The sequence below is a fragment of the Alteromonas sp. MTD1 genome (assembly GCF_042848195.1).
In the GTDB taxonomy this organism is placed as follows: Bacteria; Pseudomonadota; Gammaproteobacteria; order Enterobacterales; family Alteromonadaceae; genus Alteromonas.
Genome location: NZ_BTGG01000004.1, coordinates 71953 through 93177, shown reverse-complemented (window position 1 = coordinate 93177; position 21225 = coordinate 71953). Strand labels below are relative to the sequence as shown.

Sequence of the window (21225 nt, the reverse complement as noted above, 5' to 3'; positions counted from 1 at the left end):
CAACAGACATTTCATGCGTTAAAAAACTAATGGTTACGACGACAAATTTTGTTCAAAGATACATCAATTTAGGATGACTATAATTTGATTTGTGCTCTTTGGAATAAGTATTTCCATTTTCTCATCATATTGTACTTGCAATTTCCTGTCAGACTGGCACATTCAAAGCACGCGATTAAACAATAAAAATAAAATCTTCGCTCACTCGTACGCGAGTACCCGACAGAAAAAGCCCCAATATTTTTTCAACAAGTGAACAGAGAGAATCCGTAATATGTGTGGTATTTTCGGTATCCTTGATATCAAAACCGATGTGTCTGAACTCAGAACCCAAGCCCTCGATTTATCTAAACTATTGCGCCACCGTGGCCCTGACTGGTCGGGTATCTGGAATAATGACAATACCATTCTTTGTCACGAAAGACTGGCCATTGTAGATGTAGACACCGGTGCACAGCCCCTTATCAGCCAAAACGACAAACATATCCTTGCCGTAAACGGCGAAATTTATAACCACAAGCAGCTTGCTGCTGCTTTGGACGAGCCATATCCTTTCAAAACACGCTCAGACTGCGAAGTAATACTCCCGCTTTTCCAGCAAAAAGGCATCGACTTCATTGACGAACTTGAAGGTATGTTTGCCTTTATTCTTTATGATGAAGAGCAAGACGCCTATCTTATCGCTCGCGACCATATTGGTATTATTCCGCTTTACACTGGGTATGATGAACACGGGAACTTTTACGTATCCTCTGAAATGAAGGCCCTTGCAGGCGTGTGTAAAACAATCAGTGAATTTCCTCCTGGCCACTACCTGTGGAGCAAAGAAGGCAAAATTACAAAGTATTACAAACGCGATTGGATGGAATACGACAACGTAAAAGACAATACTAGCGACCTAGACGAACTTCGTGTTGCGTTTGAGAAAGCCGTTAAGTCTCACATGATGTCTGACGTTCCCTATGCCGTGCTACTCTCGGGCGGCCTAGATTCGTCGTTGGTTTCAGCTGTGGCTGCACAATACGTTGCAAAACGCGTAGAAGACGAAGACAAAACCGATGCGTGGTGGCCTCGCCTGCACAGCTTTGCTGTAGGTCTTGAAGGTGCACCAGATTTAAAAGCTGCAAAGAAAGTAGCGGATATGATTGGCACGGTTCACCATGAGATCCACTTCACAATCCAAGAAGGTCTAGATGCTATTCGTGATGTTATCTATCACCTAGAAACCTATGACACCACAACCATTCGCGCAGCAACGCCCATGTATTTAATGACCCGTAAAATTAAAGCGATGGGCATTAAAATGGTGCTGTCGGGCGAAGGTTCGGATGAAATATTTGGTGGTTACTTATATTTCCACAAAGCGCCAAATGCCAAAGAATTCCACGAAGAAACGGTTCGCAAACTAGATCGCTTACACATGTTTGACTGTGCGCGCGCGAACAAAGCAACCTCTGCATGGGGTGTGGAGGCGCGTGTTCCATTCTTAGATAAAAACTTTATCGACGTTGCAATGCGCCTAAATCCTCAAGACAAAATGTGCCTTGAGGGCAAAATGGAAAAGTGGATTTTACGTAAAGCGTTCGACAACGGCGAAACTCTTCCTGCAGAAGTACTGTGGCGTCAAAAAGAACAGTTTGGTGACGGTGTAGGCTATTCTTGGATTGATTCAATTCGCGATTTTGTAGACAGCGAAGTGACTGACCAACAACTAGCTACGGCGGAATTCCGTTTTCCTGTGAACACGCCTGATACGAAAGAAGGTTATTACTACCGCACTATCTTTGAAAGCTATTTCCCTCAAGAAAGCGCAGCTCGTTGCGTTCCAGGCGGTAAGTCTATTGCATGTAGTACCGTAGAGGCACTTGAATGGGATGAGAGCTTCAAGAACAATGCAGACCCTTCAGGTCGCTCTATGAAAGACGTACATGCGGGTGAGTCTTAATCTTATTCTGTAATGAAAAAACGCGGCGTTATGCCGCGTTTTTTGTATCTACTAGCAAGAGGTTTCTACTGTGCGACAACGCTTTCTGTTTTGTACCACAGACGGGCATCATTTAACGGGGTTTCAGCCGGTAAAAGCGGATTTTCAAGGGTAAATACGTTTCTACCATTCATGTCTAACTCGGCAATAATTGGTGCATAGGTTGTGTAGAACAAAGCATCAAAAGACCCATCCTCAAGGGCTCTTTGAAGACCGGTTTCAATGAGATTCGCCAAGGTTACGTTATTGCTATTTACAAAGTAATACATGGCTGTGGGGTAATACAATGCCATCGAGGGCTCGATAAATAGGTTGCTGCTTCTCCCCTCTTCAGCCATTTCTACACTCACTTCCATTACCGAACGGGGGAAAAAGTCAGCCTTACCTTGCTTTATTAAATCGTATGCTTCGCGAAACTCTGGCACAGTAAACACATTAAAGCCATTTGCTTGAAGTATTTTTGTATCGGGCCACTCCTCGCCTTGAATCGGAACTAGCTTGCGCATATCAGCAAGCGATTCCAGACTTTCAAACTTCTGTCTTTTTGCATTGTTTACTACAAAAACGCGCATTCCAATTAAGCCTTTTGCAATAGGAATACGAATGGGCGCAACCTCTTTTTCACGTTGCGAGTCGGTCATGCTCCACACTACGTTAACTTCTCGGTTTTCCCGAAGTTGTCGCATGGCCTTACCCGGTAAAAGAATACGGTCGGAAGGACGTAACTCATAGTTTACCCCAGTTTTACCTAAGGCTAGCTTCAATAAAGCAATGGGATATTGGGCACGCGCATCTGAGTCATCAAGTGGCTTAGGGTAAGTTATTGTCCATGTTGCAGCGTATGCACTGAATTGGATAGCCAATCCCACAAAACATGTAGCGAGAACTTTACGCTTAATCATTGATATTTATCCCTCACAAACCAAATGGCAACGCTAGAACAGTACTGTATTACTCAATACCAATATATTTATGTGTTTGTAAAGATAGCCGCCAGTTGCGAGCAATACAAGTACGTACCGCTAGTTCAGTTGCCCGAGGCTGTTGACTAATTGGTTGTAAACACACTTGTTTTTTATCTATATTTGGCACATCTGCAAGCAAAGCATCCAGCTCATCAATGTGTTTTTGCATAGCAACGGGGTGTTTAATTTCGTCTGCTCGCTCAAGCGCACTCTTAAGCACTTCAAAGCCACCTTTCATGTTAATTTTTGGCGATACCGTCACGTACGTTCTGCTGTCGCAAAATATCTCAAATGTGCCACTGGTTTCTATCTGAGAAGAAAAACCATTGTCATGCAGCAGTGCAGTTAGAGAACGCAGATCGTACATACACGGCTCACCGCCTGTAATAACCACGTGCTTTGCAACGTATCCTTCTTTAGCAAAAAGCGCCAATAAGTCTTGAGGGTCAGTAACAAAATAGGTTTCAGATTCTTCTGTTTTTGCAATAACATCTTTGGCGGGAATGCTTAAATTACTTTTTATTTCCCAAGTGTGCTTTGTATCGCACCAAGGGCAACCCACGGGACAACCCTGCAAGCGAACAAATATGGAAGGTATACCTGTATGAGCACCCTCACCTTGAATAGTTTCAAACATCTCATTGATGTTTAGCGCAGTTAATAGCGACAATTTAAACCCCTTTTGCGAATGTATGTTGGGATTTTACCAAGGATCACATAAAATTCGGGCATAATTTATTAATTCTTGAAAAAACTATGTCAGAAAACGTTGTTGTTATCTATTCAGGAGGCATGGACTCCTTTACTGTGCTTCACAAAGCACTTCGCGCTGGCAAAAAAGTGCATGCGTTAAGCTTTAATTATGGTCAGCGTCACAAGAAAGAGTTGGATTATGCCGCACAGGTTTGTAACTCACTAAACGTACCTCATAAAATTGTCGATATAAGCGCCATTAACAGCCTAATTGGTGGTTCAGCACTTACGTCGGATATAGAAGTACCTGAAGGCCACTATGAAGAGCCTAGTATGAAACAAACGGTAGTGCCCAATAGAAACATGATTTTACTTTCTTTGGCCGTGGGGTACGCAGTTAGCCTTGAAGCAAAGGAAGTCTATTACGGGGCACACTCTGGTGATCATGCTATTTACCCCGACTGCAGGCCTGAGTTTGTGCATAGAATGAATGATGTTTGCGGTATAGCTAATTACACACCTGTTGAGATTATGGTGCCGTATATTGATGATAGCAAGACCGCCATATTAACAGATGGCTTGAAAATGGGCTTAGATTACTCGCAAACGTGGACCTGCTATAACGGTAGAGAAAAAGCCTGCGGTAAATGCGGTGCATGCGAAGAACGATTAGAAGCGTTTAAAGACAATAATGCAGTTGACCCGCTTGAATACGAATAAACTCGCCTAAATGCTTTTTTGAAATGCCTTGTTTATGCAGTTGCGCATCAAAACGAGGCGTTTCAAGGCAGTCACCGTTTCAAGGCAGTCAGGAATGCTAAAGCAAAAGCTATCACGTAGTTATTCTTGCTGCCACTCTTACGTTTCAAAATTGCATATCAATCTGAAGCATCAACATGACGCTTTTCAACTGTCACGTTTGAAGAAGTAGTTCAAACAGTAACTCAAGCCACTTACTATCGAGACGCAGGTAAAAGCACACACACCTAATGCGCCTCCTACCCCGTCAAGATGTGGCAGTACAGTAACAAATAAGCCTGCGAATAGTATTGATGCACCAACAACGCCAGTAATAGACAACCGTACTGGCGAAGTCATTCCAACAAAGCTTCCACCAAAAAATACTGCTCCATAAAGATTGGCTTCTACCGCGCCACACCACCACCACACAGCGATATAAAACAGTAAACTTGAACCACTACTCGCTCTTACTGAATCACACTTTTTGTTACTTGATAAATGGAAAGTAATAAGTGCGCCACAGACCGCTGAAAGCAAAACCAACATTTAACTCACCACACCTTTTAACAGTAAAAGCAAGGCAACTGCGCTAAATGCTATTGCGCCTAGTTTACCTCCAACGCCATTTAGGTGTTGCCTCATAGCTGTGTAAAGCAATGCCCCCATAGTACTGACAAAAAGCAGCTCATTGACGTTTTGGATAACTTCAGATGTACACATGCCCGCAAAGGCTCCAGCATAAACAGCAGCACGAGGATGGGAATTTACAAATTGGTACTTTGGAATAAAGCTACCGGCAAAGCCAATAATAGCCGCGCTCAGCACACTAGGTAAAGAGAAGGTTTGGTGAAGCAAAAAACAACTTATTTGGCCCACCGAGAACGCCATGAACTTCACAGTGAAAAATACGCTAATATCTTTCATCGTGTTCGAAGCTTAAAGGCGTGAAATATACGCATAGTTGTCAGTATGTTGAAAGCAAAAAGCGTTAAAAGAAAAACCCGATGACAGAGCTTTAAACTCTGCAATCGGGTTTGTGCGTTTGTATGTATTTATTACTTCTGACTTTCAGCAATAAAATACGTTAGCTCTTTAATGCAGTGACGTAATACTGGGTTAAGGCGCGTGTTTTTGCCGTTCATCACAAACAGTTCATGACCGAAGTTGAATAGGCTTCCTTTAGCGATAGGTACTAAACCCAACGCCGCCCCCTGCTCTTTAGCCATATAGTCTGGCAGCAAACCTACATATTCACCTGTCATAATTGCTGACATTGCAGCATCGAATGAATCAGAAAACGTTTGAATAGAAAGTCGCGACTCGTCTTCAATATAATTAGCCGATGAGAGGCCAGAAATACCGATGGCAGGATAATCTTCAATGTTCACGCCATCAGGTAAGTCGCTATCTCTGTATTTCGCTAGCGGGTGCGTTGGTGCACAATACAAGCGGCCTTTGGTTTCAATACCGATAGGATGGAAAGTCACAGACTCTGGCTTTACCATATCATAGGTCGATACGACTAAGTGACATTCACCAGACAACGCAACATGTTCCACTTCATTGTACAAGCGTGTTTGAATATTGACGTGAATGTCGTCAAACTTTTTCATCGTGCTTTTAACCGCTTTACTTACAGCAAGGTGCATCGACAGTGGAAGGCCAGCCATAAGTACTAACGTTATATGGCCTGAGTAATCATCGTGAAGCGACTTCAAGTTAAATACGAAATTATCGAAGGCGTTGAAAATACGTTTAGTTTCTTGAAAAACCACTTCGCCTTCTTTGGTCATCTGAAAACCGCCTCGGCCGCGATGACAAAGCACTAAATCTAGGCGTTCTTCGAGTTTCTTGATAGCTGCACTGATATTGGGGCGTTGCATGCGCAACACGGGTTCTGCCGCAGTAAATCCATTGCAGCTTGCTACAGCGTAAAACACACGCAGTAGCTTTATATCCGACTCCTGAAGACGATTTAGCATGTTAGCACCTGTTTATAGGTATAGTTATTGATACTCATCGTAGACTATATGAAACTCGCTGTTGTATTACAACGACAATTTATTGGTTTTCGACTCAAAAGCACCATGAAAAGCGGTGAAAATTGAATTTTTTTGTTATTCAGCTGAATACGAAACTAAAATCAACAAAAAAGCCTCACACTGTACTGCTATCAACAGCAGTACAGTGTGAGGCTTTTATTGTATTAAATGACGTTTTATCTTTCAGCTAATACTACGATAGCGTAACGACTTGTTTTCGTAATGCTTCAATGTCGTCACGCATTGATGCCGCTTTTTCAAATTCAAGTTCACGAGCGTATTCGAACATTTGTTTTTCTAATTCGGCAATTTGGTCCATCAACTCAGTTGCGCTTGCTGCTTTTTGCTGTTTCTTCTTCTCTTCTACTTTGCGCAGCTTCACTTTACCTGAAGCAGGATGCGCGCTATCGCCTAAGTCCATTATATCTGTGATAGGCTTATTAAGACGCATTGGCGTTATACCGTTTGCCTCATTATGCGCCATTTGCTTTTCGCGACGACGCTCGGTTTCATCCATGGCCTTTTTCATTGACTTAGTAATGCTGTCGGCGTACAAAATTGCTTTACCGTTCACGTGACGCGCCGCACGACCAATGGTCTGAATGAGTGAGCGCTCTGCACGTAAGAAACCTTCCTTGTCAGCGTCTAAAATAGCGACAAGGGAAACTTCAGGCATGTCCAAACCTTCCCGCAATAAGTTGATGCCAACCAATACATCAAATTTACCTAAACGAAGGTCGCGGATTATTTCAATGCGCTCAACGGTGTCGATATCAGAATGCAGATAGCGCACTTTAACGCCGTGTTCGTTCAAGTATTCACTTAAGTCTTCAGCCATGCGTTTTGTAAGCGTTGTTATAAGCACCCGCTCATCAAGCTCAACACGCTTTTTGATCTCAGAGAGCACATCGTCAACCTGCGTTGCTACTGGCCTTACTTCAATTACTGGATCTAGTAACCCTGTAGGGCGAACAACTTGCTCTACTATTTCTCCGTCAGTTTTCTTAAGTTCGTAGTCACCCGGCGTTGCCGACACATAAATAGTTTGCGGGCATATTTGCTCAAACTCTTCAAACTTCAGCGGTCTGTTATCTAGCGCCGATGGCAGTCTAAAACCAAATTCAACTAGCGTTTCTTTTCTCGACCTATCGCCACGATACATAGCACCAACCTGCGATACAGTAACGTGAGATTCATCAATGAACATCAAACCGTCAGCTGGAAAGTAATCAAGTAACGTCGGAGGCGGCTCACCTGGAGCACGACCAGACAGATAGCGAGAATAGTTTTCGATCCCCGAGCAGTATCCCAACTCCATCATCATCTCAATATCAAATTGGGTTCGCTGTGAAATTCGCTGCTCTTCGATAAGCTTATTTGCCTCTTGCAGTTGTTTTTTTCTATCGCCAAGCTCTTCTTTTATATGCTCGATAGCGTTAAGAATTTTTTCTCTCGGCGTTACATAGTGTGTTTTAGGGAAAACCGTAGCGCGGATCACCGATTTATCAACCGCACCAGTGAGTGGGTCGAACAGGCTAATTTTATCAATCTCGTCGTCGAACAGTTCAACGCGAACCGCTTGCTTCTCAGAGTCCGCAGGGAAAATGTCAATTACATCGCCGCGTACCCTAAATGTACCCCGTTCAAACGCAAGATCGTTTCGTTTATATTGAAGCTCAGCAAGTCTTCGCAAAATATCCCGCTGATCCATTGTGTCGCCCTGTCGCAAATGAAGTAGCATCTTCATGTAAGACTCTGGATCGCCTAGACCGTATATTGCCGACACACTCGCCACAATCACAACATCGCGACGTTCCATTAGTGCTTTGGTAGCAGATAAACGCATTTGCTCGATATGGTCGTTTATAGATGCATCTTTTTCTATAAAGGTATCTGTACTTGGAACATAAGCTTCGGGTTGATAATAGTCGTAGTAAGAAACAAAATACTCTACAGCATTATTGGGAAAAAACTCTTTCATTTCGCCATAAAGCTGAGCCGCCAGTGTTTTGTTGTGAGCAAGAATAAGCGTTGGGCGCTGAACTTCCTTAATTACGTTTGCCATCGTAAAGGTTTTACCTGAACCGGTAACACCTAATAATGTCTGCCCTGCAAGACCGCTGTCTAACCCATCTACCAATGCTTCGATAGCGGCGGGTTGATCACCAGCCGGTTTATACTTCGAATGAAGTTCAAACCCTCTACTCATTTACACTACCTTATAAACTTTTGACTTCTTTTGAGTCGAACTGCGCAACGGCTTTCTTAAATACAATGAAAGAAATGCATGCCATAACGATATTTGCAATAACATTACCGACGAACAGCCCTTTCAGACCAAAAAGCATGCTGCCAGCAATGCTGATTGGTACGAAGAAAACGAATAAGCGGATGATACTTAGCACTAACGCGCTTATAGGACGATGCATCGCATTAAGTGAAGAGTTAGTTAGAATGATGATTCCCTGCATGCCATACCCTAAAGGCACTATCATCAGAAATAGCTGGATAAGTTCGCTTACCTCTTTCTCTTTAGCAAACGCCACTGCAATCCATGACGACAATCCCCACATAACGAGGAAAATAATGAACTGCCATAAAAGTACGAACTTAAGCGTTAACGTATATGACTGCTTTACGCGTTCAATATTACCCGCGCCCATATTTTGGCTAATAAAAGGCGGCAAAGTCATTGAAAGTGCCAGCACAACAATACTGGCGATAGATTCCATACGGTTACCCACGCCCCATGCTGCGACAGCTTCTGCTCCGTAGCTTGCGACAACCGCTGTCATCACACCGCCGGCTATAGGGGTTAACATGTTAGCTCCAGCTGCGGGTAAACCAATCTTTAATATCTCACGGCTACTTTCACGCAGCTCAGCCATTGTAAGTAGCCTCGGCAGCATTAATTTCTTTCTAACCGCAAGAATATATAAAATCCAAATCGCGCCAACTATCCAAGCAATGAAAGTTGCAAGTGCTGCACCTTGTATACCCATGGCAGGAATAGGTCCAAAACCAAATATAAATAAAGGGTCCAATAGTGCATTCAATCCACCACCGGTGGCCATAACGATACTTGGTGTTCTTGTGTCACCGCAGGCTCTTAACACACTATTTCCCACCATCGGCATGGCAAGAAAAATACTCGATAAGTACCAAAGCCCCATGTAATCCGAAATGTAAGGCATAAGTTGCTGAGATGCATTAAGTAACGTAAAAGTAGGCTCGATGGTAAATAATCCGATAAGCGCCAATGCACCAACCAAAATCACCGACAGCATTAGTGATCCTGAGGCATATAGCTTCGACTTTGTAAGTGCTTTACTACCTTGTAGCTTTCCTATAATTGCAGATGTACCTATCCCTAAACCAATATTTAAGCTTATAACGGTAAACGTAACGGGAAAGGTAAAGCTAATGGCAGCAAGCTGGTCAGTACCTAATAAACTGACAAAAAACGTATCAATTAACCCGAAACTCATCATCATAACCATGCCCAAAATCATTGGGATGGTCATTTTTCGGAGTGTTGAGCTTATGTCCCCCTCAAGTAAGTCGGAAGAACGTTGCGTTACATTGCGTTTAGTCACTAAGACCTCAGTGTGTGGATATAGAATAAGTAACGTGAAAAGTGCGGAAGCCACTCGTGCACATTTCACCAAGGAGCATAAGTGTAAAAGAGACAGCATGGCTTGGCTACGACTTATCGATAAACGAAATAGTAAATAGGAGCACTGACGCTACAACATTAATACATTTGTATTAACGCCCCCACTTCTCTTAATTCTGTTCGAAGTGAGTTAAAACCTCTTTTTTTGTGTTGTGACCTTTAACTTTGTTTAAAAATCAAACATTACAGTTACGTTTCCGTAAAGTGACAGTTTTAATTAACGGATAGCTGGTTTAATCCTAATAAAAACTATCAACAAGATGCGTATGCTAAACCCGCAACAATGTTAACCATTTGTAACACCCTGACGTTAATAGCGGATTTTCTTGAATAGCTTTTAAACATTCGTTGAATTAACACACAAGCTAAAAATTGTTCAACCGATCAATTCCGATCGTTTCAGGCGATCACCAAAAACAACCCAAACTTTTGTTTTAAAATACTTTTTTGTTTAATTCTATGTTTGTGTTGCGAGATCAAGTTCTATGTGATCGACAGATTCTTTTAAGCTAATCCAACCTATCAACATAGTTATCCACAGATTTAGTGGATAACTAACGCAAGACCATGTTTGGCGGCATTTTGTGCCCTCATACAAAATATTTTGGTAAGTGGTGACTAACCTTTCAATGCCGAGGTACAGGTTACAGTAATATTAAAGGCTGTATATAACAACAGTATAAAAGCTTTTTTTTATTCTATTTAGTTATAGCCTGAACGTATATAGAGATATATCGCTTAAAACAGTAGCTTAATACTTTGCGCATCTAATATAAGTAGATAAACATCGCCACTTCGCAATAATGATTAGATATTAACCATTACTTTCAGCCTTTTGGCGACAAATTAAGCACAAAACACGTAAAAAGCTATTTTTTGCGCAGTCAGTACAATTATTTCATTTATCTTGTTGACAGTTTACTAGTACGTCTTTAATATTCGCCTCCGTTGAAGCACAGGTCCCCCTTAGCTCAGTTGGTTAGAGCGACGGACTGTTAATCCGCAGGTCCCCCGTTCGAGTCGGGGAGGGGGAGCCAACTTCAGCAAACAACTTAGGTGTCGATTCCCCCTTAGCTCAGTTGGTTAGAGCGACGGACTGTTAATCCGCAGGTCCCCCGTTCGAGTCGGGGAGGGGGAGCCACTTAGTTGGCTTCTACACTCACTCCCTACCCTCTATTTTTTGCATCCCTAAAGCACATTGAAAGACATTAAATAACCCTAATTCAATCAAGTTGTTAAACCCGTTCTAAAAAGGGATAATAGGCCACATCGGTTTTTTCTTTTTAAATACGGGCGTAGTCCGTCAAAATTCCTCGAAGGAATTGCGTTATTCATGACTGAATTTTTACTGCTATTGATAGGCACAGTACTGGTTAATAATTTTGTACTGGTTAAGTTTCTTGGCTTATGCCCCTTCATGGGCGTTTCTAGCAAACTTGAAACCGCTATGGGTATGTCGATGGCGACAACCTTTGTGCTTACGCTTGCCTCAGCGTCTAGTTATCTAGTTGAAACTTATTTACTTGCACCTTTAGGTATTGGCTACCTAAGAACGCTTGCCTTCATATTAGTTATCGCGGTTGTAGTGCAGTTCACCGAAATGGTAGTGCACAAGACTAGCCCTACTCTTTACCGTTTATTAGGTATATTTTTACCTCTTATTACCACAAACTGTGCCGTTTTGGGTGTAGCCCTATTGAATCTGACTGAACAGCACAACTTTATGCAAAGCCTAATATATGGCTTTGGTGCTGCGGTAGGGTTTTCTCTAGTCCTCATATTGTTTGCAGCAATGCGTGAACGACTTGCAGCTGCAGATGTACCCGTAGCCTTTAAAGGCGCGTCCATTGCAATGATTACTGCCGGTTTAATGTCTTTGGCATTTATGGGTTTTAGTGGATTGGTGAAATTCTAATGACGATCTCTAGCGCAATATTATTTGCTGTAATTGCCATTGGTGCCCTTGCTTTGGCGTTTGGGCTTGCGCTTGGCTATGCCAGCATTCGCTTTAAAGTAGAAGGCGACCCTCTTGTTGAACAAATAGATGCAGTTCTTCCACAGACACAATGTGGTCAATGTGGTTATCCTGGCTGCAAACCTTATGCAGAAGCTATTGCAGAGGGTGACGATATAAATAAGTGCCCCCCTGGTGGTGAAGCAACAATTAAAAAGTTAGCAGACCTGATGGGCGTAGAACCAAAGCCGCTCGATGCAGCTCATGGCGAAGAAGACGTTAAGAAAGTGGCATTCATTCGCGAAGATGAATGTATAGGCTGTACAAAATGCATTCAAGCATGCCCAGTTGACGCTATATTGGGAGCCGCTAAACACATGCATACTGTAATTACTGATGAATGCACGGGGTGTGATTTGTGTGTAGACCCCTGCCCTGTCGACTGTATTGATATGGTACCTATTACCCAAACTACGTCTACGTGGAAATGGGACTTCTCAGATTCGCCTAAGGGCGATATTCCCGTAAAAATGGTGTCGTAATTGTGATGTATCCTAGTTTTGATTCAATTATTGAGAACCTAAATGCAGGGAAAACATATTCCTTCCCTGGCGGTGTGCACCCTGACGATAAAAAATCACTGTCGAATAAAGAGAGTATTGCTACACCTTCAATTCCTTCTTTATTAGTAATTCCATTACGACAACACATTGGCTCTGATGGTGTTTGTTGTGTTGAGGTGGGTGATCATGTTTTAAAAGGGCAAATACTGTCGCAAAGTTCATCGCCTTTTTCAGTGCCAGTTCATGCGCCTACATCCGGCGAAGTTGTGGCTATTGCGCCGCATGTGGTTGCCCACCCTAGCGGTCTTACGGAGATGTGTATTTCTATCAAGCCAGATGGAAAAGACACATGGTGTGCTCTGGAGCCTACAACAAACTACACAGCACAAGATAAAAGCGACCTTGTAGCAAGAATATGCCAAGCCGGTATCTCTGGTATGGGCGGCGCAGGTTTTCCGACTCACATAAAAACATCGACGTCGAAGCCGGTAGAATTTTTAGTATTAAACGGCATTGAATGCGAACCCTATATCACATCAGATGATAGGTTGATGCGAGAGCACGCATGGCAAATTCGACAAGGCCTAGATATCTTAACGCACCTCATCGAACCCAAAGCCATTATCGTAGCCGTTGAAGATAATAAGCCTGAGGCGCTACAAGCACTTAATATAGCGTGCCAAGACAAAGCAGAATATCGCGTAGTAAGCGTTGAAACAAAATACCCTGCGGGCGGTGAAAAACAGCTTATTCAAGTGCTTACTGGGCGCGAGGTACCACGAAACGGTTTGCCTGCAGACGTTGGCGTGATGATGTTTAACGTAGGCACTTGCTACGCAATTGCTGACGCCATTCTACACGGTAAGCCTCTGATAGAACGTATAGTGACTGTAACAGGTGAAGCAGTCGATAAGCCTCGTAATTTCAAAACTATGCTGGGTACACCTGTATCGCATTTGCTTGAAGAAGCGCAATACAATACCAAAAAACAGAAAACGCCAAAGGTTATTATGGGTGGTCCCATGATGGGCTTTACGCTGTCTGACGCCACAATTCCAGTGGTAAAGACCACCAACTGTTTACTGGTGCCTGCTAAGAAAGAGCTTGTAGACGATAACGCAGAGCGCGCATGTATACGCTGCAGCGCATGTGCAGATGCTTGCCCTGCCTCATTGTTACCTCAGCAGATGTTCTGGCATGCGAAAGCCAAAGAATATGACAAAGCAGAAGAATATGACTTGTTCGACTGTATTGAGTGTGGCGCCTGCGCCTATGTGTGCCCAAGCGAAATTCCACTTGTTCATTATTATCGCCAGGCAAAATCAGAAATTCGTTTACAGCGTGACGAGAAAAATAAAGCCGAAAAAGCGAAACAACGGTTTGAAGCACGCAACGCAAGACTAGAGCGCGAGAAGCTTGAGCGTGAAGAGAAACATAGAAAAGCAAAAGAAGCACGACTAGCGGCGAATAAAGCCAAAGAACAAGTCGCGACAAGCGAAAAACAGACAAGTCCAGCACCGAGTGATGCAAAAGATAAAGTAGCTGCCGCACTTGCACGTGCTAAAGCGAAAAAAGCATCGATGCAAGCAAATGCTGGGGAAGCCAAAAACGCAGAACCAAGTAACGCGCATGACACAAGCAATACACCAGCTGATGATAAAAAAGCACAGGTAGCGGCGGCAATTGCCAGAGCAAAGGCTAAGAAAGCCGCTCAAGCTCAGAAATCGTCTGAGCAATCTGAAGCCACTGCGAATAATTCGTCTGCTGATGCGAAAGATATATCGAACGCTGCAACAGCACCTGAGCATGTCAGCGAACAGGACGAGAAGAAGGCAAAGGTTGCCGCAGCTATTGCTCGTGCGAAAGCTAAAAAAGCAGCACAGCAAGCAGACGCACCTGAAAAAACGCAGCCGCAGCATAATAAAAACGAAGGCGATAGTACTGCAAGCATCAATGCGGATGACGAGAAAAAAGCACGCATTGCGGCCGCGGTTGCCAAAGCAAAAGCGAAAAAGGCCGCACAACAACAAACGTCTGGCGACGACAATACCAACGCCATAAAAAGTGCTACAGCTTCTCTTAGCAACGAGCCTAAGGACGAAAGTGCTGTGAAGCCCGATGCTGATGATGCCAAGAAAGCACGCATTGCAGCTGCCGTCGCCAAAGCTAAAGCGAAAAAAGCAGCAAAAGCAGAGTTAGAAAGAGAGAATAAACCCGAATGAAATTAAGCCTGTCTAGTTCACCTCATCAGCGGGTTAAGCGCGATACTGGCCAAGTTATGCGCTTGGTTATTTACGCCATGGTTCCCGGCATACTAGCGCAGTCATTCTTTTTTGGCTGGGGTGTACTTATACAATCACTTATTGCTGTAACAAGTGCTCTGATTTTCGAAGGCGTTATTCTTGCGCTTCGAAATAAGCCTGTCGAGCGAACACTTACCGACTACAGCGCCGTGTTAACAGGCTTATTAATTGCTATTAGTATTCCCCCGACGTTACCTTGGTGGATGACTGTAACCAGCGTTTTCTTTGCAATAGCAGTAGCGAAACAAATATACGGCGGTCTAGGGTTTAACATCTTTAACCCCGCAATGATTGCCTATGTTGTGCTGCTTATTTCTTTTCCTGCGGCGATGAGCCTTTGGCTTCCACCTGCAACACATGCAGAGGTAGTACCCACTTTCTTTGACGCTTTGTCACTGATTTTTACCGGGTTCACCACCAGCGGATATGATGTAACACAACTTAAAACAGTGGCTGACGGCGTAACAATGGCAACACCATTAGACACCCTTAAAACTGACCTTACGCAAGGTGTTACATACAGTGAATCTTTAAACAGTCCTATTTTTGAAGGAAGTTTCTTTGACGCTGTCGGTGCAGGCTGGGGTTGGGTGAGCTTTGCATATTTGCTAGGCGGCTTGTTCCTTGTAAAAACAAGAGTTATTAGCTGGCACATTCCAGGTAGCATGATTGTAAGCGTGTTTGTTTGCGCACTTCTCATGCACCTTATAAATGCAGACTATTATGCTTCGCCGCTTTTCCATTTATTCAACGGTGCAGTTATTGTAGGTGCGTTTTTTATTGCCACCGATCCTGTGTCGGCTTCAACTACACCGAAAGGCCGTATTATCTTCGGCGCTGCAATTGGTTTTTGGATTGTTATTATTCGTACATTTGGCGCTTACCCAGACGCCGTCGCATTTGCCGTAATAATAATGAATATGGCTGTGCCACTTATCGACTATTACACTCGCCCGCGCGTTTATGGAAAAACAGTTAAAGGTAAAGCGAGAGGCCGTTCGTAATGATGAAAGAAAGTTTAGTTAAAAACGGTACCATGCTAGGCGCGTTTGCCGTTGTTACCACGGCACTTATCGCACTGACTTTTTTTGGCACAGAAGAAAAAATAGAACAGCAGCGTAAGCAAAAGCTGCTTAGCGTGCTTAATGAGGTAGTACCGAAACGCTATCACGATAATGCCTTGTACGCTGATTGTGCACTTATAGACGCATCAGAGCTTGGGGAGCAATCTACACACAAAGTATATCGAGCACGCCTTGAAGGTAAACCCAGCGCGCTAATATTGGAAGCCACGGCACCTGATGGCTATAGCGGAAACATCGATATGGTTATTGGTGTAGATACGTCAATGACCGTGCTTGGCGTGCGTGTAGTTGATCACAAAGAAACCCCTGGTCTTGGTGATAAAGTAGAATTGGCGATAAGTGACTGGATTAAATCATTCTCTGGTCGCAAATTTAGCAGCGACAATACGAAGCAGTGGCAAGTTAAAAAAGACGGCGGTGAGTTTGACCAGTTTACGGGTGCCACCATTACTCCTCGCGCGGTAGTGGGCGCAGTGAAACGAGCACTGGCTTTCACTAATCATAATCAAGCACAGATGTTCAACGCACCTAATGCATGTGCATCGGGCGACGAAGAACTAGGCGCGAATGTAATTGATACAGATGTTATTGATACAAACGAGCAACCCATTAATACCAACGAAGGGGAGCAAAATGACTGATTTTCGAGACTTATCTTTACAAGGTCTTTGGAAGAACAACCCTGCTCTTGTTCAACTGTTGGGCCTATGCCCTCTTCTTGCGGTTACTGCTACCTTTATTAACGGACTAGGTTTGGGTATTGCAACATTGCTGGTATTAGTAGGAAGTAACGTCACCGTGTCTTTGGTCCGTAATATAGTGAGAAACGAGATACGCATTCCTGTTTTCGTAATGATTATTGCATCATTTGTAACCATTGTTCAGCTGTTAATGAATGCCTACACCTACGACTTGTATCTTGCATTAGGGATTTTCATCCCCCTTATTGTTACTAACTGCGCCATTATTGGACGTGCCGAAGCTTTCGCATCGAAGAACGCGCCTCTGGCTGCGGCTTACGATGGGGTTATGATGGGCCTTGGTTTTACCGCAGTATTAGTGGTGTTAGGCGGCATGCGTGAAATATTAGGCGCAGGCACATTGTTTGCTGGTGCAGACCGGTTATTTGGCGATATTGCAACAAACTGGACTATTACGTTATTTGAGACCGACGCACCATTTTTGCTGGCAATTCTTCCGCCCGGTGCATTTTTGGGCATGGGCTTACTGATTGCCATAAAAAATATAATTGATGCGAAGCTTGCCAAAAAAGCAGAAGTGACCACAGTGAAAGCAGAGCGCGTGAGAGTAACCGCGGAAAGTTAAACATTAGCATGTATTCTGCAACGTATTTCAAAGCGATAACCCAACGTATAAGTTGTGTATTAAGCATCGTTAAAACAGTAAACAAAAATTCGGAACGTGATTAATGACTACCCTTGTTAAGCCTATTTCAAAACAAGAAAAAGTAGAGGCGATAATTAACATATTGGAATCACTTTACCCTGAGGTGCCAGTACCGTTAGACCACACCGATCCATACACGCTGCTTATCGCCGTTTTGCTTTCAGCACAATGTACAGATGAACGGGTAAACCAAATAACGCCGAAGCTGTTTGCTCGTGCCGACAATCCGTTCGACATGGTGCAGATGAGTATTGAAGAAATTCAAGACATTATCCGCCCCTGTGGGTTATCACCTATGAAATCTAAAGGTATTTGGCACCTTTCAGATATGATTATTAGACAACACAATGGCGAAGTGCCTGCAGACTTTGCAGCGCTAGAAGCTATGCCTGCCGTTGGTCATAAAACTGCATCGGTAGTCATGTCTCAAGGTTTCGGTATACCTGCATTCCCCGTTGATACGCATATACATAGGCTGATGTATCGTTGGGGGTTGTCGAATGGCAAAAGCGTAGAGCAAACAGAACGCGACGCAAAACGTTTATTCCCGCGTGAAAAATGGAACGACCTTCATCTACAAATTATTTTTTATGGTAGAGAATATTGTCCCGCACGAGGGTTTGATTTAAACAAGTGCATAATTACTCGCGAATACGGACGTAAAAGCTTCATTAATGAAGTACTTAAAGAGCAAGAGAAAAAAGCAAAAGCTGCACTAAAGAAAAAGCGAAAGTAGTTTTTCACAATACAATCAGCAAAAAGTAAATACATTCGTTCTAACAAATTTCAGTACCTACCATTTATGCACGCCCCTTCGCGCGTGCTTTACTTTTGCGATTAACCTACCATTCAAGCATATGGTTTACCTCGAAAGCACCGAGTAAATTGGCTATGATGTGCCCGTAAAACCTAATACTCACAACTAAAATTAAAAACATAACCCACGGAGAGCACATGTCTCGATTGAATACTGTCGCTAAACACCTAGCGATTGGTGCATTAATGAGTGCAGCTAGTTTTGGCGTTTTTGCAAAAACATCACTGATTACAGACAAGCAACGACAAAACGCCGAAATGCTTATTGAAAAAGCGTTAGATAGCGACTTGGGCTACAGCATTGTTGAGTCACTTACGACCGAAGTAGGTCCAAGGCTAGGTGGTTCAGAGGCCGAGAAACGTGCACGTGATTGGGGCGTCTCATTAGGTAAAAAACTAGGCTTCGACAACGCGAGTATTGAAGAGTTTTCAATGCCGTTTTGGGACCGAGGTCACCTTCATATAACAATGACATCACCCTACGTGCAACCGCTTTATGGCACAGCATTAGGCGGCGCAGCACCTTCAGAAAAAGAAATTAATGCAGACATTGTTTATTTTCGCGATATTCACGCACTTAAAGAAGTAAAAGACGGCGCGCTAAAAGGTAAAGTGGCGTTTGTTGATGGCGACGCCATGGTAAAGAGCCAGACAGGCGCTGGCTATAGTCAAGCAAACATGCGCCGTCGAATAGGCTGGCAGCATGCCGAGCGTGGTGGTTCTGAAGCACTTGTTGTACGCTCTGTAGGCTCTGACTCACACCGCTTCCCTCACTCGGGCATGATGAGTTCAAATGATGACAAATGGGCTGAAATCCCTGTTATTGCCATCTCAAACCCAGATGCCGATCATTTACGTCGTTTACATAATTTAGATAAACCTATTTCATTGTCACTGCATTCAGAGTCGAAGTGGAAAGGCGAGGTAAACAGCGGTAACGTGATCCTTGACTTGGTAGGCAGCGAGAAACCTGAAGAAATAGTGTTGATTGGCGGCCATTTAGACAGTTGGGACCTAGGTACAGGTGCTGTAGATGACGGCGCGGGCATTGCCATTACCACTGCGGCAGCGGCACTTATTGCATCGCTACCAGAGCGCCCAAAACGCACCATCCGTGTTGTTATGTTTGGTGCTGAAGAAGTTGGCTTGCTTGGTGCTTTTGCCTATGCCAAGCAACATGAAAACAATCTTGAAAACCACGTGTTAGCTACTGAGTCAGATTTCGGTGCACAAACCATCTGGCAAATCGTATCTAACGTTAATCCGCAAGCAACAATGCTGGTAGATGACATAGCAAAGATTCTATCTCCACTTGGTATAGTGCGTGGTGGCTCTGACGTGGTTGGTGGCGGCCCTGACATTATTCCGCTGGCAGCGAAAGGTGTACCTACTATCAGGCTGAATCAAAATGGCCATGACTATTTTGATTTGCACCACACGCCAGATGATACGCTAGACAAAATAGACCCTGACGAACTTGCGCAAAATATTGCTGCATACGCTGCGAGTATATACTTGCTAGCTGACAGTGATGTGTCACTTAAGCCAAGTAAATAATCAAAGTTAGCAACGCTACAGGCTAAGATTAAATTGATAATCTTAGCCTTTTTTATTTGTTGTGATTACGTCACTGTGTTTGCACTAGCGCTTATTTGCAATAGTGCAGCATGCTGTTTACAGTGGAAGAAAAGAAAGGGACATCTATGCGACTCTATTTACTGCCTGCTTTATTGGTTTCTGTGTTGGCACTATCTTCATGCGGCTCAGGGCAATCTTCGTCGTCAATTAACGAAGGTGAATCAACATCTCCTTCACCTGAAGCTGACATTGCCGTGCTGATGATGGGAAACAGCCACACTGCGGCAAATGGCCTACCAGCATTATTAGAAACTTTACTTCGCAATAATCAGCCAACCCAATCAATAGTGGTAGAGCGAATTCCGGCAAGTGGTTTCTTAATAGACCATGCAGATTCGAGTAGCACACTGAATAATGTTGCTTCGGGCAAATGGACTCATGCAGTGCTTCAAGGGCAAAAATACTCCCAAAGCTTTCAAATTGAATACCCGATTACAGGCGCGCTTACGTTAATCGAGGCCGCGCAGAATGCCAAAGCATTGCCCATTATGTTTCCTGAATGGGCGCAGATAAACGCACCTCAAGAAACAGACTATATCCACAATATTCACGAGAATATTGCTCTACAAACTGGTGCTTGCGTGGCACCGATTGGCTACGCATGGGAGCACGCTTTAACAATAAACCCAGAGATAACGCTGCACGCTAACGATGGAAACCATGCGGTATTAGCAGGAAGTTTCCTTACCGCTTTAGTTATTTACGAAACTATTACGGGCCATGCGGCTGAACTCACTGTACCAGACACCTCTTTCGATATTTCTGAATCACAACAAATGTTTCTCGGCCAAATGGCTTCATATGCTGTTGCAAACCATCCTGCTTGCGAATACAGCAATTAATTTCCCCTGCCCTGACTCGAAATATTCATACACTGAGCGTATCATCTAGCACACTTTTATCTATTTCTAAGGGCTCGCATTGAGAGAGGGCTTGTAATGAGGGAGAGTTTGCAATGAGAATGTTACACACTATGTTACGCGTCGAAAATTTGGACGCGTCGTTACACTTTTATACTGAGCTAATGGGCATGCGTTTGCTTCGCCAATCAGACAATAAAGAGTACGAATATACGCTAGCGTTTGTAGGTTACGGCGATGAGGCTGACAGTACCGTGTTAGAGCTTACGTATAACTGGGGCGAGAATACTTACGACAAAGGCACAGCATACGGTCATATCGCCATTGAGGTAGACGATATCTACACCTTTTGTGAAAAGTTAGAGCAAAGTGGTGCAGACGTATATCGTAAGCCGGGGCCGGTTAAGGGTGGCTCTACAGTCATCGCATTTGTTAGAGATCCAGACGGTTACGCTATTGAACTCATTCAAAATAAATCGCTCTAGGCCAATATTGCCG

Annotated in this window: 19 protein-coding genes and 2 tRNA genes; 14 read left to right on the top strand and 7 right to left on the bottom strand. The window is 43.7% G+C overall.

Annotated features, from left to right (window positions below; all coding sequences use genetic code 11):
- Positions 1–274: 274 nt before the first annotated feature.
- Positions 275–1945, top strand: coding sequence for an asparagine synthase B (gene asnB / locus ACGHAV_RS06500; protein WP_390378045.1), 1671 nt, complete (start codon positions 275–277; stop codon positions 1943–1945).
- Positions 1946–2010: 65 nt separating this feature from the next.
- Here asnB and ACGHAV_RS06495 read toward each other — a convergent pair whose 3' ends face one another.
- Both ACGHAV_RS06495 and queE read right to left on the bottom strand, forming a co-directional pair.
- The gene (locus ACGHAV_RS06495; protein WP_390378042.1) at positions 2011–2886 is read right to left on the bottom strand and encodes an amino acid ABC transporter substrate-binding protein; all 876 of its coding nucleotides are present in this window, start codon (positions 2884–2886) and stop codon (positions 2011–2013) included.
- 49 nt (positions 2887–2935) lie between these two features.
- The gene (gene queE, locus ACGHAV_RS06490) at positions 2936–3586 is read right to left on the bottom strand and encodes a 7-carboxy-7-deazaguanine synthase QueE (protein ID WP_334013260.1); all 651 of its coding nucleotides are present in this window, start codon (positions 3584–3586) and stop codon (positions 2936–2938) included.
- Positions 3587–3705: 119 nt separating this feature from the next.
- Here queE and queC point away from each other — a divergent pair, with 119 nt between their 5' ends.
- Positions 3706–4362 carry a 7-cyano-7-deazaguanine synthase QueC gene (queC, locus tag ACGHAV_RS06485; protein WP_390378039.1) on the top strand — a complete coding sequence of 219 codons (657 nt, stop codon included), beginning with the start codon at positions 3706–3708 and terminating at the stop codon, positions 4360–4362.
- Between the two features lie 186 nt (positions 4363–4548).
- On the opposite strand, the gene ACGHAV_RS06480 is transcribed toward queC, so the two are convergent.
- The 5 genes from ACGHAV_RS06480 to ACGHAV_RS06460 all read right to left on the bottom strand — a co-directional run bounded on the left by ACGHAV_RS06480 (position 4549) and on the right by ACGHAV_RS06460 (position 10021).
- A complete protein-coding gene (locus ACGHAV_RS06480) occupies positions 4549–4929 on the bottom strand; it encodes a hypothetical protein (protein WP_390378036.1) in 381 nt (126 codons plus the stop codon).
- Positions 4930–5307 (bottom strand): hypothetical protein, encoded by a 378-nt coding sequence (locus tag ACGHAV_RS06475; RefSeq protein WP_390378033.1) that lies wholly within the window; start codon positions 5305–5307, stop codon positions 4930–4932.
- A gap of 131 nt (positions 5308–5438) precedes the next feature.
- Positions 5439–6365 (bottom strand): LysR family transcriptional regulator, encoded by a 927-nt coding sequence (locus ACGHAV_RS06470; RefSeq protein WP_334012979.1) that lies wholly within the window; start codon positions 6363–6365, stop codon positions 5439–5441.
- A 253-nt stretch (positions 6366–6618) separates the two neighbouring features.
- Entirely contained in the window at positions 6619–8634 is a 2016-nt protein-coding gene (uvrB, locus tag ACGHAV_RS06465) for an excinuclease ABC subunit UvrB (RefSeq protein WP_390378030.1), read from the bottom strand.
- Positions 8635–8644: 10 nt separating this feature from the next.
- A complete protein-coding gene (locus tag ACGHAV_RS06460; RefSeq protein ID WP_390378027.1) occupies positions 8645–10021 on the bottom strand; it encodes an MATE family efflux transporter in 1377 nt (458 codons plus the stop codon).
- A gap of 1040 nt (positions 10022–11061) precedes the next feature.
- On the opposite strand from ACGHAV_RS06460, the gene ACGHAV_RS06455 reads away from it, so the two are divergent.
- The 12 genes from ACGHAV_RS06455 (at position 11062) to gloA (ending at position 21212) form a co-directional block, all read left to right on the top strand.
- Positions 11062–11138, top strand: a tRNA-Asn gene (locus ACGHAV_RS06455).
- 27 nt (positions 11139–11165) lie between these two features.
- Positions 11166–11242, top strand: a tRNA-Asn gene (locus ACGHAV_RS06450).
- Positions 11243–11434: 192 nt separating this feature from the next.
- Positions 11435–12016, top strand: a complete 582-nt coding sequence (gene rsxA, locus ACGHAV_RS06445) for an electron transport complex subunit RsxA (RefSeq protein ID WP_334012977.1) — start codon at positions 11435–11437, stop codon at positions 12014–12016.
- A complete protein-coding gene (gene rsxB, locus ACGHAV_RS06440) occupies positions 12016–12597 on the top strand; it encodes an electron transport complex subunit RsxB (protein WP_334012976.1) in 582 nt (193 codons plus the stop codon). Before rsxA ends, rsxB begins: the two co-directional genes overlap by 1 nt.
- A 5-nt stretch (positions 12598–12602) precedes the next feature.
- Complete coding sequence (gene rsxC / locus ACGHAV_RS06435) at positions 12603–14840, top strand: electron transport complex subunit RsxC (protein WP_390378627.1); 2238 nt, start codon at positions 12603–12605, stop codon at positions 14838–14840.
- The gene (gene rsxD, locus ACGHAV_RS06430; protein WP_390378023.1) at positions 14837–15925 is read left to right on the top strand and encodes an electron transport complex subunit RsxD; all 1089 of its coding nucleotides are present in this window, start codon (positions 14837–14839) and stop codon (positions 15923–15925) included. Before rsxC ends, rsxD begins: the two co-directional genes overlap by 4 nt.
- Positions 15925–16647, top strand: a complete 723-nt coding sequence (gene rsxG, locus ACGHAV_RS06425; RefSeq protein WP_390378020.1) for an electron transport complex subunit RsxG — start codon at positions 15925–15927, stop codon at positions 16645–16647. The genes rsxD and rsxG overlap by 1 nt, the downstream gene beginning before the upstream one ends.
- Complete coding sequence (locus ACGHAV_RS06420) at positions 16640–17332, top strand: electron transport complex subunit E (protein WP_334012971.1); 693 nt, start codon at positions 16640–16642, stop codon at positions 17330–17332. Before rsxG ends, ACGHAV_RS06420 begins: the two co-directional genes overlap by 8 nt.
- Before the next feature lie 103 nt (positions 17333–17435).
- A complete protein-coding gene (gene nth, locus ACGHAV_RS06415) occupies positions 17436–18149 on the top strand; it encodes an endonuclease III domain-containing protein (RefSeq protein WP_390378017.1) in 714 nt (237 codons plus the stop codon).
- Between the two features lie 218 nt (positions 18150–18367).
- Entirely contained in the window at positions 18368–19786 is a 1419-nt protein-coding gene (locus tag ACGHAV_RS06410) for a M20/M25/M40 family metallo-hydrolase (protein WP_390378014.1), read from the top strand.
- A gap of 146 nt (positions 19787–19932) precedes the next feature.
- Positions 19933–20709, top strand: coding sequence for a hypothetical protein (locus ACGHAV_RS06405; protein WP_390378011.1), 777 nt, complete (start codon positions 19933–19935; stop codon positions 20707–20709).
- A gap of 113 nt (positions 20710–20822) precedes the next feature.
- Positions 20823–21212, top strand: coding sequence for a lactoylglutathione lyase (gene gloA / locus ACGHAV_RS06400; protein ID WP_334012967.1), 390 nt, complete (start codon positions 20823–20825; stop codon positions 21210–21212).
- The last annotated feature ends 13 nt before the right edge of the window (positions 21213–21225 follow it).